At 50.6% G+C, this 12,828-nt stretch carries 21 protein-coding genes and 1 rRNA gene; 9 read left to right on the top strand and 13 right to left on the bottom strand.

Annotated features, from left to right (window positions below; translation table 11 throughout):
* The 11 genes from ACO6UY_RS22720 to ACO6UY_RS22770 all read right to left on the bottom strand — a co-directional run.
* A partial coding sequence (locus ACO6UY_RS22720) for a hypothetical protein (protein ID WP_422491363.1) occupies positions 1–691 on the bottom strand: 691 nt, incomplete at its 3' end.
* Entirely contained in the window at positions 667–972 is a 306-nt protein-coding gene (locus ACO6UY_RS22725) for a hypothetical protein (RefSeq protein WP_422491365.1), read from the bottom strand. The genes ACO6UY_RS22720 and ACO6UY_RS22725, both read right to left, overlap by 25 nt.
* Before the next feature lie 56 nt (positions 973–1,028).
* A complete protein-coding gene (locus ACO6UY_RS22730; RefSeq protein ID WP_101745988.1) occupies positions 1,029–1,277 on the bottom strand; it encodes a hypothetical protein in 249 nt (82 codons plus the stop codon).
* A 2-nt stretch (positions 1,278–1,279) separates the two neighbouring features.
* The gene (locus ACO6UY_RS22735; protein WP_422491367.1) at positions 1,280–1,690 is read right to left on the bottom strand and encodes a 3TM-type holin; all 411 of its coding nucleotides are present in this window, start codon (positions 1,688–1,690) and stop codon (positions 1,280–1,282) included.
* Positions 1,680–2,078 carry a hypothetical protein gene (locus ACO6UY_RS22740; protein ID WP_422491368.1) on the bottom strand — a complete coding sequence of 133 codons (399 nt, stop codon included), beginning with the start codon at positions 2,076–2,078 and terminating at the stop codon, positions 1,680–1,682. The genes ACO6UY_RS22735 and ACO6UY_RS22740 overlap by 11 nt, the downstream gene beginning before the upstream one ends.
* A gap of 165 nt (positions 2,079–2,243) precedes the next feature.
* Complete coding sequence (locus ACO6UY_RS22745; protein WP_422491370.1) at positions 2,244–2,777, bottom strand: hypothetical protein; 534 nt, start codon at positions 2,775–2,777, stop codon at positions 2,244–2,246.
* A 59-nt stretch (positions 2,778–2,836) separates the two neighbouring features.
* Complete coding sequence (locus ACO6UY_RS22750) at positions 2,837–3,148, bottom strand: Ref family recombination enhancement nuclease (protein WP_422491372.1); 312 nt, start codon at positions 3,146–3,148, stop codon at positions 2,837–2,839.
* Positions 3,149–3,157: 9 nt separating this feature from the next.
* Positions 3,158–3,640 (bottom strand): DUF1367 family protein, encoded by a 483-nt coding sequence (locus ACO6UY_RS22755; protein ID WP_422491373.1) that lies wholly within the window; start codon positions 3,638–3,640, stop codon positions 3,158–3,160.
* Between the two features lie 85 nt (positions 3,641–3,725).
* Positions 3,726–4,166, bottom strand: coding sequence for a replication protein P (locus tag ACO6UY_RS22760; protein WP_422491375.1), 441 nt, complete (start codon positions 4,164–4,166; stop codon positions 3,726–3,728).
* Positions 4,048–5,340 (bottom strand): hypothetical protein, encoded by a 1,293-nt coding sequence (locus ACO6UY_RS22765; protein WP_422491377.1) that lies wholly within the window; start codon positions 5,338–5,340, stop codon positions 4,048–4,050. Before ACO6UY_RS22765 ends, ACO6UY_RS22760 begins: the two co-directional genes overlap by 119 nt.
* Complete coding sequence (locus ACO6UY_RS22770; RefSeq protein WP_422491379.1) at positions 5,337–5,690, bottom strand: hypothetical protein; 354 nt, start codon at positions 5,688–5,690, stop codon at positions 5,337–5,339. The genes ACO6UY_RS22765 and ACO6UY_RS22770 overlap by 4 nt, the downstream gene beginning before the upstream one ends.
* Positions 5,691–5,869: 179 nt before the next feature.
* Here ACO6UY_RS22770 and ACO6UY_RS22775 point away from each other — a divergent pair, with 179 nt between their 5' ends.
* Positions 5,870–6,505 carry a S24 family peptidase gene (locus ACO6UY_RS22775; protein WP_422491380.1) on the top strand — a complete coding sequence of 212 codons (636 nt, stop codon included), beginning with the start codon at positions 5,870–5,872 and terminating at the stop codon, positions 6,503–6,505.
* Here ACO6UY_RS22775 and ACO6UY_RS22780 read toward each other — a convergent pair.
* Positions 6,500–6,979, bottom strand: coding sequence for a RusA family crossover junction endodeoxyribonuclease (locus ACO6UY_RS22780; RefSeq protein WP_422491381.1), 480 nt, complete (start codon positions 6,977–6,979; stop codon positions 6,500–6,502). The genes ACO6UY_RS22775 and ACO6UY_RS22780 overlap by 6 nt on opposite strands.
* 192 nt (positions 6,980–7,171) lie before the next feature.
* Here ACO6UY_RS22780 and ACO6UY_RS22785 point away from each other — a divergent pair, with 192 nt between their 5' ends.
* From ACO6UY_RS22785 to ACO6UY_RS22820, 8 genes are all read left to right on the top strand, one after another.
* Positions 7,172–7,504 (top strand): hypothetical protein, encoded by a 333-nt coding sequence (locus tag ACO6UY_RS22785; protein ID WP_422491383.1) that lies wholly within the window; start codon positions 7,172–7,174, stop codon positions 7,502–7,504.
* Complete coding sequence (locus ACO6UY_RS22790; RefSeq protein ID WP_422491385.1) at positions 7,497–7,865, top strand: hypothetical protein; 369 nt, start codon at positions 7,497–7,499, stop codon at positions 7,863–7,865. Before ACO6UY_RS22785 ends, ACO6UY_RS22790 begins: the two co-directional genes overlap by 8 nt.
* Complete coding sequence (locus tag ACO6UY_RS22795; RefSeq protein ID WP_422491386.1) at positions 7,855–8,640, top strand: ERF family protein; 786 nt, start codon at positions 7,855–7,857, stop codon at positions 8,638–8,640. The genes ACO6UY_RS22790 and ACO6UY_RS22795 overlap by 11 nt, the downstream gene beginning before the upstream one ends.
* On the top strand, positions 8,641–10,179 hold the full coding sequence (locus ACO6UY_RS22800) for a YqaJ viral recombinase family protein (RefSeq protein WP_422491387.1): 1,539 nt from the start codon (positions 8,641–8,643) through the stop codon (positions 10,177–10,179).
* Positions 10,179–10,670, top strand: a complete 492-nt coding sequence (locus ACO6UY_RS22805; RefSeq protein ID WP_422491388.1) for a single-stranded DNA-binding protein — start codon at positions 10,179–10,181, stop codon at positions 10,668–10,670. Before ACO6UY_RS22800 ends, ACO6UY_RS22805 begins: the two co-directional genes overlap by 1 nt.
* Positions 10,671–10,681: 11 nt before the next feature.
* A complete protein-coding gene (locus tag ACO6UY_RS22810) occupies positions 10,682–11,017 on the top strand; it encodes a hypothetical protein (RefSeq protein WP_422491389.1) in 336 nt (111 codons plus the stop codon).
* 79 nt (positions 11,018–11,096) lie between these two features.
* The gene (locus ACO6UY_RS22815; RefSeq protein WP_422491391.1) at positions 11,097–12,290 is read left to right on the top strand and encodes a hypothetical protein; all 1,194 of its coding nucleotides are present in this window, start codon (positions 11,097–11,099) and stop codon (positions 12,288–12,290) included.
* Positions 12,291–12,407: 117 nt separating this feature from the next.
* Positions 12,408–12,668 carry a helix-turn-helix transcriptional regulator gene (locus ACO6UY_RS22820; RefSeq protein WP_174783933.1) on the top strand — a complete coding sequence of 87 codons (261 nt, stop codon included), beginning with the start codon at positions 12,408–12,410 and terminating at the stop codon, positions 12,666–12,668.
* Between the two features lie 72 nt (positions 12,669–12,740).
* Here the strand turns inward: ACO6UY_RS22820 and rrf are convergent.
* Positions 12,741–12,828: ribosomal RNA gene (rrf, locus tag ACO6UY_RS22825) — 5S ribosomal RNA — on the bottom strand; the annotation flags it as partial.

Raw genomic sequence — 12,828 nt, forward strand, 5'->3', positions numbered from 1 at the left:
ATTCGTCCTGCCAGAACCAAGGTATAAACACCAGTTCAAAATCACCGCGCCCAGCATCAGCGTCCATAACATAATCATAAAACACACCACCAACGCCGTTAGCAGTGCTCTCCAGAATGACCTCAGTATTTTTTTCATTAGGTACTGCCTGTAATACACCCGCCAGGTGTTCATCCGCATTGGGCCAGAAGGCTACTTCCGATCCATGAAACAGCTGCGCTGTGGATGATCGACCTGCTCCCTTATTGCCAGCGGTTCCCACCCGATACCCGGAATCGTGGTAAAACTCCAACAGCTTGGAGCTTTTATTCTTGAGCTCCCTCTGGGTAAACGGTGGCTGATTGTCGTGGTACCGCTGCACCATATCAAACAGATTGGCGGTGGCATCGGCTTCATGGGTCAGGATGTAGGCTCGTAACCCCTTGCGATTGCTCACCAGCCAGTAAAAACGACCTTCAGTATAGGTGGAGCAGCCCTGTTGTCGTCCTTTCAGTACAACAATTCTCACCTTGCCCGTGCGCTGGCGTTGATCCTCAATGCGTCTATCCAGGTAGAGCTGAGCCTTATTGAGTTGAAAGGGAATGACTTTGGCGCTTTTGGTGCGGATCTTCAGGCACTTGCTGGCGTAAAACTGAAACTCAGTCAACAGCCGTTCCCGGGCTGGCTTTACCCGTCTTTTTCTTCCAGCCATTCGTCCAGCGTCGGTATCTTTTCCGCTACCACAGTCTGCTCATGGCGATCCCGCCAGTGGTAACGGTTTTTCATATACATAATCAACATGGCTGGCGAAACATCCTTGTTAAGCCCCAATGCTCCCTGCATGTATTTCTCTTCCCAGAATACCTCTGCCAAAACATCTGCCTGAGCCACAGCTTCTGCAAATTCCTCATGCTTATCGATATACGACAAAAACGTGTTGTAGCTAATGCCCATTTCCGTAGCGGTAGCCTTTCGGCTTAAACCGGTGCTCATCAGCTCCTTCACTTGCTCACACATTTCCGGTTTGTATTTGCTGTGGTTGGCCATGGTTAGAATAACTGTTTGATAGCAAAGGCTATGATGCCTGCGGTAGTGGTGGCAGCGATCCATTGAATCACACTGCTGATGGTCGAGTTTTTGAGCACGGCTTTCTCAATGGTGTCCAACCGTTCTTCACTGCGCTTTTCCCGCAACGCCAGGTTCACCATCCGTTCATCGTGTTTGGCCAGGGTCTGCAGGATCTGGGTGATGCCATCCAGCTTTTGCTCAATGCGATTGAAGCGGTCTTCATCACCCATGACTATCTCCTTGCAACACCCTTGAGTTTCTCAATGGTTCGGGCACCACCCAATCCAAGTAGACAGAGCAACAAAGTAATCACCGTGCTGGTGTCTGTTGTGGGTAACTGTTGAACCACTTCAGACTTATCAACAAGCATCAGTCCGATGATCACCACATCACGAACAATCCAGGTCCAGGCAAGAATAAACACACAGAGCCAACCAAGAGCGGGTCGCCAACCGGAGACAAAGACGGAGGGATGTTTGGCTTCTTCGATATTGGCCAATGCCTGGAGAATATGAGGCTGCTGCAACTGGTGATTCAAAGACAGTTCAGCTTTGGCTCGCTCTTCATCAGACGTGAACAAGCCATCAAGCCCACCCATCAGCGCTTTGGCAATTCCAGCCATTGGGTTCAGGTTAATCATCATCCACCAGCTCGAAGTGCGGGTAATCCTTAAACCGGTGATCTTTCAACTGACCATCCCGATCCCAGTCACCACCCCAGCGCAGCTTGATGCCCATACCCTCAGCAACCCCCAACACATACCCGGCAAAGTGCGCGGATCGCTGATAATCAAGCCAGTCCAAGGGATAAGCCATTACATCCACCGCCTTGCTGGGCAGCTGATTGTGGTTACTGTCTGGCCATTGCAACTGCGACTGACCATTTTCAAACGCCAGCATCTGGGCAGCTTTGCCCCGATGACCACAAATAATCGTGCAATCGTAATGCTCAATCACTTTTTTGAAGACACGCTGAAGCCGCTCATCACAAGTCGACAAATGTCGCCTGGACGAAGCGGAAAAGTGAAACATGAAGCCCCTTTTTTATAGTGGTTCAGTTTGGGAGTGGCAGATACTAAAAACCCGGCAACGGGGCCGGGCTTCTTTGAAGGATTCAGGCAATGGGAATGTAAGTTATCTAGAACGCTCCCAGCATGAGCTTTTACCGTACTTTGTGGGTCATTTTTAGTCAAGGCTTTAGTTTTCATACTTAATGGCTCCAGCCTCTTCCAGTAATTCCTCAGCCCGATCTTCAGCCAAGTTGATCCATTCACTGCACACTTCTTCACAGGCAATACGCCAGCGGTAAAGCGTCTTACGGCTTTTCCCGGTTATCTCAACTTTGCCTTTCTTCTGCTGCATATCAGGATGCTGCAATAGCCACATCAGATACAGAGAAAGCATCACCGGATTCTTGCGGATCGCTTTGGGTAGTCGATCATCGTTCCTGAAAAGATGACTCACTCGTAACCATGCACTGGAGCGGTTCGCCTGATTATCGTCATAGCGAATCGTCAGAATGGCAAAAAGTTCCGGATTCATACGCTCCCGAAGATCCCCTTTGCGAATACCATCATCACCCAGTCGTTCATCCCGTGTACTTTGATATTCTGGTGCAACAGTCGTCTTTCGATAACCACTGTTGATATCCAACTGCCAGCTGACAGTTTTCATCATCAGTTCCGGGGTTCCGAAGATCCGCATCAAGGCTGGTTCCAAAGCAAAGTACATGGCATTCTCCTGATTCAAGATTTGTTCTTGTGTACTTTGATCCATCAAAAACAGCGGGATCAGTCGCCGATACAGCCCACAAAAGTTTGGCGATAACGCCGAACATCCTCGCGTGTTCGTCTCACCAGTTCCGCTTCCGAGCCATAGAGTTCAACAAACAACGTGGCATTGACGTGTATGGCATCAGGAAGATAACGATGATGCCCGGGACACAAAGGCATGGTGTCAAAATGACTGGCCCGTCTTCCGGCTCCAGTACCACTGCGCTGATGGTGAACCTCTGCCGGAGTACCGGACATACCAGAGATCCTGCAGGCGATACAACCAAGTTGGGCAACGTCCGAGAGATATTGTTTTTCTTCCCTGGTCACAGTGATTCCTTACGCAAAATTCACCACCCGTTCCACCAGCTCATCCACCTTCACACGACTCCAGCCCCGCTCCGGATCCAGTACAAAAGACAGCAATACATCCATCGCTGCTGAGTACAGCTGCTCAAATATCTCCTGGCTCATACTAGAAAACTTCAGGCTTCTGGCCCTGACTCTGACCCCACCATCCGGGTATCCGATCACATCATAAAATCCAGCCTTCACCGTTACCCAACGACGAAATTCATCGAAGTTTTTCTCCGGTGTAAACCACTGATCAGTGCCAACCATCCGGCATGGCTGTGGCTCAAAATGATCGAAGCCTAGCTTCAGCAGAGCAAAGAACTTGCGGTGAAAGTGCGGGTTACGGACCTTACGAAACTCTGCCCGAATCACCTGCCCGGTCTTCAGCTGCTGCACAAATAGCTGGTCATCGTCGGATACCGGCATCAGCATGTGTGATGTCACTTTCTGCAATGCCAGCTCTGCCATCAGATCGCCTCCACAAAGTGCCAGCAAAGCACTATCACCAGCACAACCCAGGCCACCGCCAGCCAGACGCCATCCCAGAGCCCGTTCATCGGAACATTCCCATCAGTTTCTGCCGCGCACCCTGACCATCCAGCGGATCAATGCCCTGCTCAGCCATGTTCTCCCTGACCAACTGATTTGAGTGAATGGCGGGATCAAACTGGTGTTCGATGGAAAGCTGATCTTCAAGCGGCTCACCGCTCAACACCCGGTTGGTCAGTGCCTGATAGGCATTGGCAAATTTCACCTTCACATCCCGGCACTCTTGCGCTGAACCAGCAGAGCGCAACTCATGCCAGCCTGCCGCCCGCCCCGCCAGATACACCACCCTATGCGACCATGGATGGTGATTTGGAGAACCGGCATGGTCATTGGCTTCCTGCCAGGCTTTCGCCATTTCCGGTAGCCCCATATCCTCCGGTTTTGGCTGGCAGAACCGGCGAAACTCCGGAGCCGAGGGAGGCCAGTCGTTCCCCTCCCGTTTCACCCGGCGAATGCCCAGATCCAGCTGATTCGGATGCAGGTCGCTCAGGGTATCCAGCCACTGCCCGGTTCGATCCGCCAGGCCGTGCTCCCGTGTCCACTTCGCTCCGTACAGGCCGATCATGGTCCCAAACAGGTCCGCAATCTGCTTCGGGGTCGTACCCTGTGGCTGACGTTTGCTCTGTTGAGTAGTGTTCTGCGTTGGCTTCGAGGAATTGATCAAGCACGCTGGGTCTGCCAGCAGTTCTTTGCCTTGCTGCATGGTTCACCGTCCACTGGTTGGTCAGATTGTCGGGATTATTCAGGTAGGGTTCCGTGGTCATCACATACTGGGTGCCGGTGGTTCCGGTTTCGTCGCAGTAGCGACGGTAGGCCATCAGGTTGGCCAGCAGTTGATCAGAGGTGAAGCCCTCTTGCCGAATCAGTTTCCGGTACTTGTTGAAGGTTTTCTGCTTGTAGCCCTTCTTGCCCTCCCGCTTTGGGAAGGCTGTCCACCACTGCTCAAAGCGTGCTGACAAATCATCCGGTTTTTCCAATGATTTCTGCGTAACCGGACCGGACTGCTCTGTCATACCAGTCGTGCTCCCGGCACTTGATGGCACTTCCCCCGTCCTGGGAGTCGTGCGGTCGTCAGACTGCACATATGTCTTGTAAATATTTCTCTTATTCTCTTCTTCTCTATTTCTCTTATTCTCTAGGCGAGATTCTACCGAGCACTTGCCGAGCATCTTCCGAGCGTTTTCCAACAACGCTTCAGTTTGCTTCGAGCCCTTGTAATCACTGGCTTTCGCAACGGCCCTCTCGATAACAGGTATCACTCCGGGCAAGTCGTCCAGCAGCGTCTGCGGTAGTTTTACCAACAGCTTCAGGCGGGCATCAATCTGGGTGATATTGTCCACAGGATTATGTTCCATAAACTGCGGAATGCAGATGTACTTGCACTGATCAGAGGCCAACAGGAAACCGCTCGTCGTTAGCTCGGCAATCGCTCGTTCAACGCTCGGCTCGTCCCAGTTAAGGTCTGCAGACATATAGCCTTTTGGCATCCTGAAGATACCAATCAGATTCCCATGGCCGGTGGTCAACAGGTAAAGCGCCAGCAGTTTGGCTTTATCTGACAGCGACTGAATATCATCACTGATCCAGAACTGCCCGGAGACCTTGCCAAAGTCCTTCATACACAACCTCCATCAGCAGCTCCCCGGCCAAACCACCGATTGGTCTTCCGCTTTACCTGCTCATTTTTCTCCAGCCAGTTGGTTATGAAGCGAGTGAACCGGCCTTCACTGCACCCGGGGAAACGATCCCTCATGTAGGCATAAGCATTGATCAGCTCCTGCTCCACATTGATGCTAGGGTAGGTTTTCACCAGTTCGTCATAGAGATCGTGGGTCATTTCAAAGTGCGGGTGATGACCACGGATTGGCCAGGGAATCTCATACCAGTAAAGTGGCAGGGCTTCCTCGTTCAGAGTGTCTTCTTCATTTAAATTGCCTTCGCTAAGGCGCTTCTGGTCAGGTTGTATCATTTCTAAAATCCATTTATGCGTGTTATAGAAAATACATTATCCGCATTTTTGGAATAGTAAATCAATCAAAGCCACCATATTGGCTGAATGGCAGCCATTATCCTCAACACTGTGACTTAATGCTTCCTGAAGCAGGTGTTAGAGTGTTGCTAAAGAATCACAAATAATGGAATAACACCGTGACAACCCAGTGGTACGAACGAGCCCGACAGAAAGCGTCCGAGTTGAAAATATCTGATGTACAGCTAGCCCAAAAAATTGGCTGGGGGAAGTCGATTGTGAACGCCTGGATGAACGGCAACCGTCCTATAAAGCTGGAACAGAAAATGGCCATTGCCGATGCGTTAGGCGTCACGGTTTGCTGGCTTGATACCGGCGAGCAAGAGAAAAACCCGCATGCCATCCCGCTCATCACCCTGGATGATGTGAAAGCGATTCGTCAGCAGATAGAAGAGAAACAGCAGGCCATTAAAACTGATCCAGGCATACTGTTTCCCATTGTGGAATCCGGTAGTAATAGCTTTCTTATCCGACTGGACAATGACAGCATGATCGATCCCAATAATGCTCAAATCAGGCATATACCCTCAGGAAGCCATGTCCAGATTGATGTGGAGCAAACCCCGACACCGGGAAAAATCCTTCTGATTGAACACGACGGCCGCATGATGCTGCGGGTCTGGCAACGAATGGATGCCAATGAACATATTTTCAGAGTGATCAATCCGTTATACCGGGATCTGACCATTTCCTATCGGGGCAATATTATGGACATATACCAGGGCACAGCCGTTGGTTTTAGTTGCCCCCTATAGCGGCCAGTACAAAATCAGCACTCCGGGCTGCTGTCCATAGAGTTTAATGCAGCGGCCATCTACTATCTGCTTGTCATCCTGCCAGGCAACACCATTGAGAGCATCGCAATACAGTTTCGCCACATTATCAAAATCAGGCTTAACCCCGGGGCGAATCTTGCCCGCCATTGCCTGTCGCTGTTTAGGCTTTGACCAGCTTTTCGGCACCGGGAATACAGCCAGCACCAAAACCCCTACCGAACCGGTTAGCATGCCTTTGTCTCTCTGATTTTCCGCAGCCAACCGGACAGATTGCTCTGCCTGCTTTGTGGCAGAGGGCGTATAACAGCGTCCGCTGCGGGTAAACCGTGGCCGGCCCTTTCCTACTGGTACCGAATCAATAAAAATGGAAGATAAATCCAATTTATTGTCCAAATTAATCTCTGACTGCACCGTTATTGGAAGCCACTTTACCCATTCCTTTGCCAGATCCATTCCTGCCACCTCAAAAAAACTTCCTGCAACTCCTTAATAAACAGGAAATTAAAAAAACTTTATAGCCTATAACTATCAACTTATTACTATCAATTTATAAATATTATTTATTCCGCATTTGCGGAATAAACTTCCACATTATATAAATTTATTACAGATTCAGATCCAAATTAATAAAAAACAGGAATACCAATGGACGTAGTCACCCACGACCTCAACCGGCATCTCAATGCCATTGATGACAGGGAAGCCCTCGAAGAGACCATTGAGTCCGAACTTGAACGGATTGAAACCCACATTCAGGAACAGATCGAAGATAACAAGCCCATCATCATTGCCGGTTTTGGCGCTCTGACCCCGGGCAGCTTCCTGACCTTTCTTACCCTGGAAGAATTCCATCCCATGCAAGGTTATCGCTGGCTGGCCGTGAAGCAGCTGGTGCATGACTGCAACGACGAACGCTCCCGCCTTTCTGGTTGGGAAGTCATTAACTACGCCAGCAAAAGAGGTTATTGCCGTGGCTAATCAAACCCAGGTCAATCGACTGGAAGAACCCGTTGTTACCGGTATCAGCGACTGGCTGAACATCAACCAGTACACCTACGACTACGGCAAGGTATGCATCCTGAAAGATCGCATTGCCAGCAACATCACGCTGGATATGACGGTACTCCAGATCTATCGGGTAATCAGGGATGAAATCGCCGTATGGCGTAAAGATCCGAAAACGGCAGATGCCGTCATCGTTGATTTCCGCGCCTGGTGCGAACTGCACCGCACATTATCCAGTGCATTGGAAAAGAGTTTCCGGATGGAAATTGCTGACCAGGTGCTGGCCGTCAGAAACCGCATTCACCGGGACGAGGCCCTTCGCCATGCCAGCTAAAAAGAAAACCGGGCTTATTGAATCCACAGAAGTGTTGCCTGTGGATAAACCTGAATCCTCGGCACTGTCAGAAGTGGGACAGATCATGCAGTCGGCCATCAACCAGAATGCCAGCATCGACACACTGGAACGGGTAATGAACCTGTACGAACAGAGCCAGGCCATTGTTGCACGACAGCAGTTTAACGAGGCCTTTTCCCGTTTTCAGCAAGATATGCCAGTGGTTAAAAAGAACAAGACCGCTGCCTTTAACACCAATAATGGCGGTCGCATGGAGTACTCCTACGCCTCCATTGATGATGTGGTTGCTGCGGTTCAGCCGGTTCTTCACCGCTACGGACTGAGCTACTGGTTTGAGCAACAGCAGAATGGACCAAACATCACCATCACCTGCAATCTGACCCATGTATCCGGCCACACCATCTGTAACACGGCTACTGGTCCTATGGATAACACCGGTAAAAAAAGCGCCCTGCAACAGATCAGTTCTACTGTGACTTATCTGAAGCGTCAGACTCTAGTCGGGATTCTTGGCGTGGCCTGCACCGATGATGACACCGATGGCTATGTGCCGGATATGAAGGACTCAGCCCAGCCACCGGTTCAAAACCATTACCCCGATGCAGACTTCCAGCGCCTGTTACCAGAATGGCGGGCATCCATTGAATCCGGCCAACAGAGTGCAGATCGCATCATCCGCAAAATCAATTCCAAAGCGCCAGCCACCCCACAACAAGTACAACAACTGAAAGCCATCCAACCCAGAGGCCACTAAATGGACATTCTCGATATCCAACAGGGGACGCCCGAATGGCTCGCCCTGCGACAGAACCATTTCACCGCCAGTGAGGCACCAGCCATGATGGGCGACAGTCCGTTTCTCAGCCGGGACCAGCTGCTCCATCAGAAGAAAACAGGCAGTACCCCAGAGGTAAACGAATTTCAGCAGAAGAAATTCGATGCCGGGCATCGGGCCGAAGCAGAAGCCCGACCGTTGGCAGAGAAAATAGTCGGAGCGGACCTATTTCCAGCCACCGGTGTCACCACCATCGACGGGTTACCTCTGCTGGCCAGCTTCGACGGGCTGACCATGGTGGAAGACCTGATCTTTGAGCACAAACTCTGGAATGAAAAGCTGGTTGCCCAGATTGAAGGGGAAGGCATTGAACCTGCCTATTACTGGCAGTTAGAACAACAGTTGCTGGTTAGCGGCGCCGAACGGGTATTGCTTGTCTGCTCTGATGGTACCTCCGCCAAGCTGCGCTATGTCTATTACGAATCCCACGACTATCGTCGTGAGGCCCTGATCGCCGGATGGAAACAGTTTCAGGAGGATCTGCAGAATTTCGAGCCGGAAACACCTGTACAGGTACTGGAAGGCGAAGTAATTCAAGACACCACGGCACTGGTTGTACAGCTGGATGGATCCGTGATTGATTCCAACCTGCACCTGCTGGAAGAACAGATCTTCAAACGCATTGATTCCGTCAAATCAGCACTGGTTACCGATCAGGATTTTGCTGATGCCGAATCGGCGGTGAAGTTTTTCAAAAAGACGGAAACAAAGTTGAAGGACGGCAAAGAGACTGCACTTGCCCAGGTACCGGACATCGCCCGACTCTTCACCCGTATCGACCACCTGACCGAGGCCATGGCTACCAAACGCAAGTCCCTGGATAAGCAGGTCAAACATCAGAAGAAGCACATCAAAGACAGTATCGTTCTGAAAGCCGTCACCACCCTAGAAAAAGAACGGCAGGTGATCAATACCGAACTCACTCCCGGCTGGATCGCTGCCGTGGTTATGCCTGCTGATTTTCAGGAAGTGATCAAGGGGAAAAAGAGTGTCGCCAGTATGCAGTCAGCGGTAAATGATCGGCTGGCACAGGCTCGGATCGAACAGAAGCAGCAGGCACAGGACGTAAAAAACAATCTGGCGATGTACCGGAAAATAGCAGTGAATAAGGACTACCTGTTTCCGGATCTGGATGTGCTTCTCCATAAAGAGCAAACCGACCTGATGGCCATTATTGAACTGCGGCTGAACCAGGAAGCCAAGCAGAAGGTAGCTGACAAAGAACCCGAAAAAGGCGAGGACCAACCCGATCTGCTTTACACCAATGGCGAAGTCACCGAAGAAATCCTGACCGATGATATCCACGCCATGGAAAAGTGGCTCGGCAAAGGCTCACTGGACTGCTACCGCTTTGACCGCCACGGCAACGAATACCGCATCGAACTGATCATCCGCCGTGCTGCACTGATCACCCCCGCTCAACAACTTTCTCTACAAACAGAAAAGGAGATCTCCTGATGGCCGCATCCATGAATCGCGTCACCCTGATTGGCAGACTGGGCAAAGACCCGGACTGCAAAGCCACCGCCAATGGCAATGCCGTAACCCTTCTTTCCATCGCCACCGAAGAAAGCTGGAAAAAAGATGGCCAGAAACAAACTCGCACCGAATGGCACCGGGTGGTTCTCTATGGCAAACCTGCTGAACTGGCCGCTCAGTATCTGGGCAAAGGCCACAGAGTCATGATCGAAGGCCAGCTCCAGACCCGAAAATGGCAGGATCAGAATGGTCAGGATCGCTACCAGACTGAAGTCGTGTACAGCGGATATAACGGCAAGCTGCTGTTTCTGGAAAAGAACCCCAATGGTCAGCAGGCTCAGCCTCAGAATTATCAGTCACAGCCGGGCACGCATCAGAACCAATACACCAATGCCCGGGATGGCGGTCACACTCCCCAGCCCATGCAAACACAACAGTATGACTCCTACGACGACTCCATCCCATTTTAAAGGAGCTTTTAATGAAAGCCGGAATGAGCCCACTTACACCAGATGACCTGGCCCTGGCCATAGAGATAAAACAAAAGCAGACCGCTGGTCTCAGCTCGAAAAAGGAGGAAAAGGAACTGGCAAGAAAAGTCATGCTGGCAGACCGGATCGGTGAAGAAATGGAAGGCCGACTGTTAAATGCAGAAACCTTACTGATTGAAATGACGACGCTGATTGTTGCCATCACTGTGGGTATTAACAGCCCCCAGGCACGGGATCAGGCGATGCTGGTGACCGGGCTGATCCTGCAACGAATCCGTGAAAATGAACAGAACCCCGTCGTGCATGCAAGCGTCAAGATTCACTGAATAGTAATTACCAATAAAACCTGTGGAAAAACAGAACACTGAAGTTATCCACAACATCGCACAAAAAGGAAAGTTGACTATGGACGTTAAAATTCTTACAGCCCCAGAGAACACCAAAAGCCAGATGCTGTCAGGTACCACCGAACTGAAAATGTCCCATATCGAGATAGCCAATGTGGCTGGCAAACGGTCAGACAATGTTAAACGAACCATCGAAAGACTGGTTAAAGAGGGTGCAATTGCCTCTCCTCAAATTGAGGAGAGGCCAAAACAGGGGGTTTCAGGGCAGTTTGTGGAACATCTGCTGCTGGATCGCCTCGACAGCATCACCGCAATGGCTTCCATCGACGGAAATTATTGCGCCGACCTGGTAGTGCGCTGGGATAACCTGGAATCCGGCAGAGCGATCCCCACGGCTCACTTAAAAGAAGACGTTCAACCTGAAGAGCCGAAGCCCCCCACATCCCAGGTTTTGCTGGAAATGAACATGGCCACCTCCCTGAAAGCCATTGCTTTTGCCGAGGCACTGGGCTTTACCGGAAACCAGAAATTACTCTCTGCTGACCGGTTGCTGAAAAGCCAGATCGGTTTCTCGCCACTGGAAGCCATGGGTCAGAAACAACTGGTAGCGCCTGTTCAGGCCATGACGTTTACGCCTACCCAGCTTGGCCAAATGATGACACCGCCGCAGGATCCCCGCCAGGTAAATAAATTACTGGAAGCGGCAGGACTCCAGATCAAAATCGATAGTCAATGGGTACCTACCGATCAGGGTCAGCCTCTGTGTGAAATCCTTGATACCGGAAAAGCCCATAATAGCGGTACGCCAGTGAAACAGGTGAAGTGGTATCAAACCGTGCTGAACCGTTTACAATCTACACTCCCCAATGAACCCAAAACTGAATCGATCAATCAGGATGGCCGCTATGCTGATCCTGCGGAGGTTGGTTCTGAAACCGATGAAGAGCCTATCCAGAGAAAACAAAGACGCAAACGCAACCGCTACGAGCTGGACGATTACTTCTCTCTGGTAGAACTGGGCGAGTTTATTGGCCGGAGCCGCCAACATGTAGTCGAGGTGTTGGAAAAACTACGAATCATCAAATGGACCGGTCAGGGCAAAAAAGGCAAATACCTGCTTACCGACCGTGGTTGGCAATATGGCCTGATGTACGATCCAACGGAAACCTCGTTCCACAACCGAAACAGTAAGCGGCTGACCACCAGTAATGCCCAGCCGGTACTGGGTTATGACATTCTGAAATTTTTTTAACCAAGCCTATGGCCAACTTCATAAGAACCAGCTTCGATGGAAATTGGAAATTCCTATGAACTGTAGAACAACTAAAACCAATCTAAAATCTTTCCCCTCAAAAAAGGAGCAAGTGGCATGGAAGTGAAAGCCCCCATTGAATGCATCAATTACTCAACTCGTGAAGCGGCAATGTTTATTGGTGTTTGTAAAAGTGCACTGGACAAGTCGAGGGTATCGGGAGAGCTGTTTGGCCAGACACCGCCCCCGTTTATAAAACTGGGCCGGTCAATTCGTTATCGGGTAGAAGATCTGAAAGCCTGGGTGGATCACCAGCAAACCTATGAGAATCTGGCAGAAGCTGAAGCGGAGAAAAAGTTCGGTCAGAATCCGAACTGATTCCGAACCTGACCATATACACAAAAGGCTTCCATAAGGAAGCCTTTGTTTTTACTGCATTTTAAATTAGGTGCCTGGCGATGACCTACTCTCACATGGGGAGACCCCACACTACCATCGGCGATCGGTCATTTCACTGCTGAGTTCGGGATGGGATCAG

The sequence above is a fragment of the Endozoicomonas sp. ALE010 genome (assembly GCF_049310165.1).
In the GTDB taxonomy this organism is placed as follows: Bacteria; Pseudomonadota; Gammaproteobacteria; order Pseudomonadales; family Endozoicomonadaceae; genus Endozoicomonas.

Bases quoted from the DNA above. Each gene is read 5' to 3' on its own strand.
- ACO6UY_RS22725 (WP_422491365.1), bottom strand. From the start codon at position 972: ATGAGCACCGGTTTAAGCCGAAAGGCTACCGCTACGGAAATGGGCATT.
- ACO6UY_RS22745 (WP_422491370.1), bottom strand. From the start codon at position 2,777: ATGTACTTTGCTTTGGAACCAGCCTTGATGCGGATCTTCGGAACCCCG.
- ACO6UY_RS22755 (WP_422491373.1), bottom strand. From the start codon at position 3,640: ATGGCAGAGCTGGCATTGCAGAAAGTGACATCACACATGCTGATGCCG.
- ACO6UY_RS22780 (WP_422491381.1), bottom strand. From the start codon at position 6,979: ATGGATCTGGCAAAGGAATGGGTAAAGTGGCTTCCAATAACGGTGCAG.
- ACO6UY_RS22795 (WP_422491386.1), top strand. From the start codon at position 7,855: ATGCCAGCTAAAAAGAAAACCGGGCTTATTGAATCCACAGAAGTGTTG.
- ACO6UY_RS22805 (WP_422491388.1), top strand. From the start codon at position 10,179: ATGGCCGCATCCATGAATCGCGTCACCCTGATTGGCAGACTGGGCAAA.
- ACO6UY_RS22740 (WP_422491368.1), bottom strand. From the start codon at position 2,078: ATGTTTCACTTTTCCGCTTCGTCCAGGCGACATTTGTCGACTTGTGAT.
- ACO6UY_RS22815 (WP_422491391.1), top strand. From the start codon at position 11,097: ATGGACGTTAAAATTCTTACAGCCCCAGAGAACACCAAAAGCCAGATG.
- ACO6UY_RS22810 (WP_422491389.1), top strand. From the start codon at position 10,682: ATGAAAGCCGGAATGAGCCCACTTACACCAGATGACCTGGCCCTGGCC.
- ACO6UY_RS22735 (WP_422491367.1), bottom strand. From the start codon at position 1,690: ATGATGATTAACCTGAACCCAATGGCTGGAATTGCCAAAGCGCTGATG.
- ACO6UY_RS22800 (WP_422491387.1), top strand. From the start codon at position 8,641: ATGGACATTCTCGATATCCAACAGGGGACGCCCGAATGGCTCGCCCTG.
- ACO6UY_RS22770 (WP_422491379.1), bottom strand. From the start codon at position 5,690: ATGATACAACCTGACCAGAAGCGCCTTAGCGAAGGCAATTTAAATGAA.
- ACO6UY_RS22765 (WP_422491377.1), bottom strand. From the start codon at position 5,340: ATGAAGGACTTTGGCAAGGTCTCCGGGCAGTTCTGGATCAGTGATGAT.
- ACO6UY_RS22785 (WP_422491383.1), top strand. From the start codon at position 7,172: ATGGACGTAGTCACCCACGACCTCAACCGGCATCTCAATGCCATTGAT.
- ACO6UY_RS22730 (WP_101745988.1), bottom strand. From the start codon at position 1,277: ATGGGTGATGAAGACCGCTTCAATCGCATTGAGCAAAAGCTGGATGGC.
- ACO6UY_RS22820 (WP_174783933.1), top strand. From the start codon at position 12,408: ATGGAAGTGAAAGCCCCCATTGAATGCATCAATTACTCAACTCGTGAA.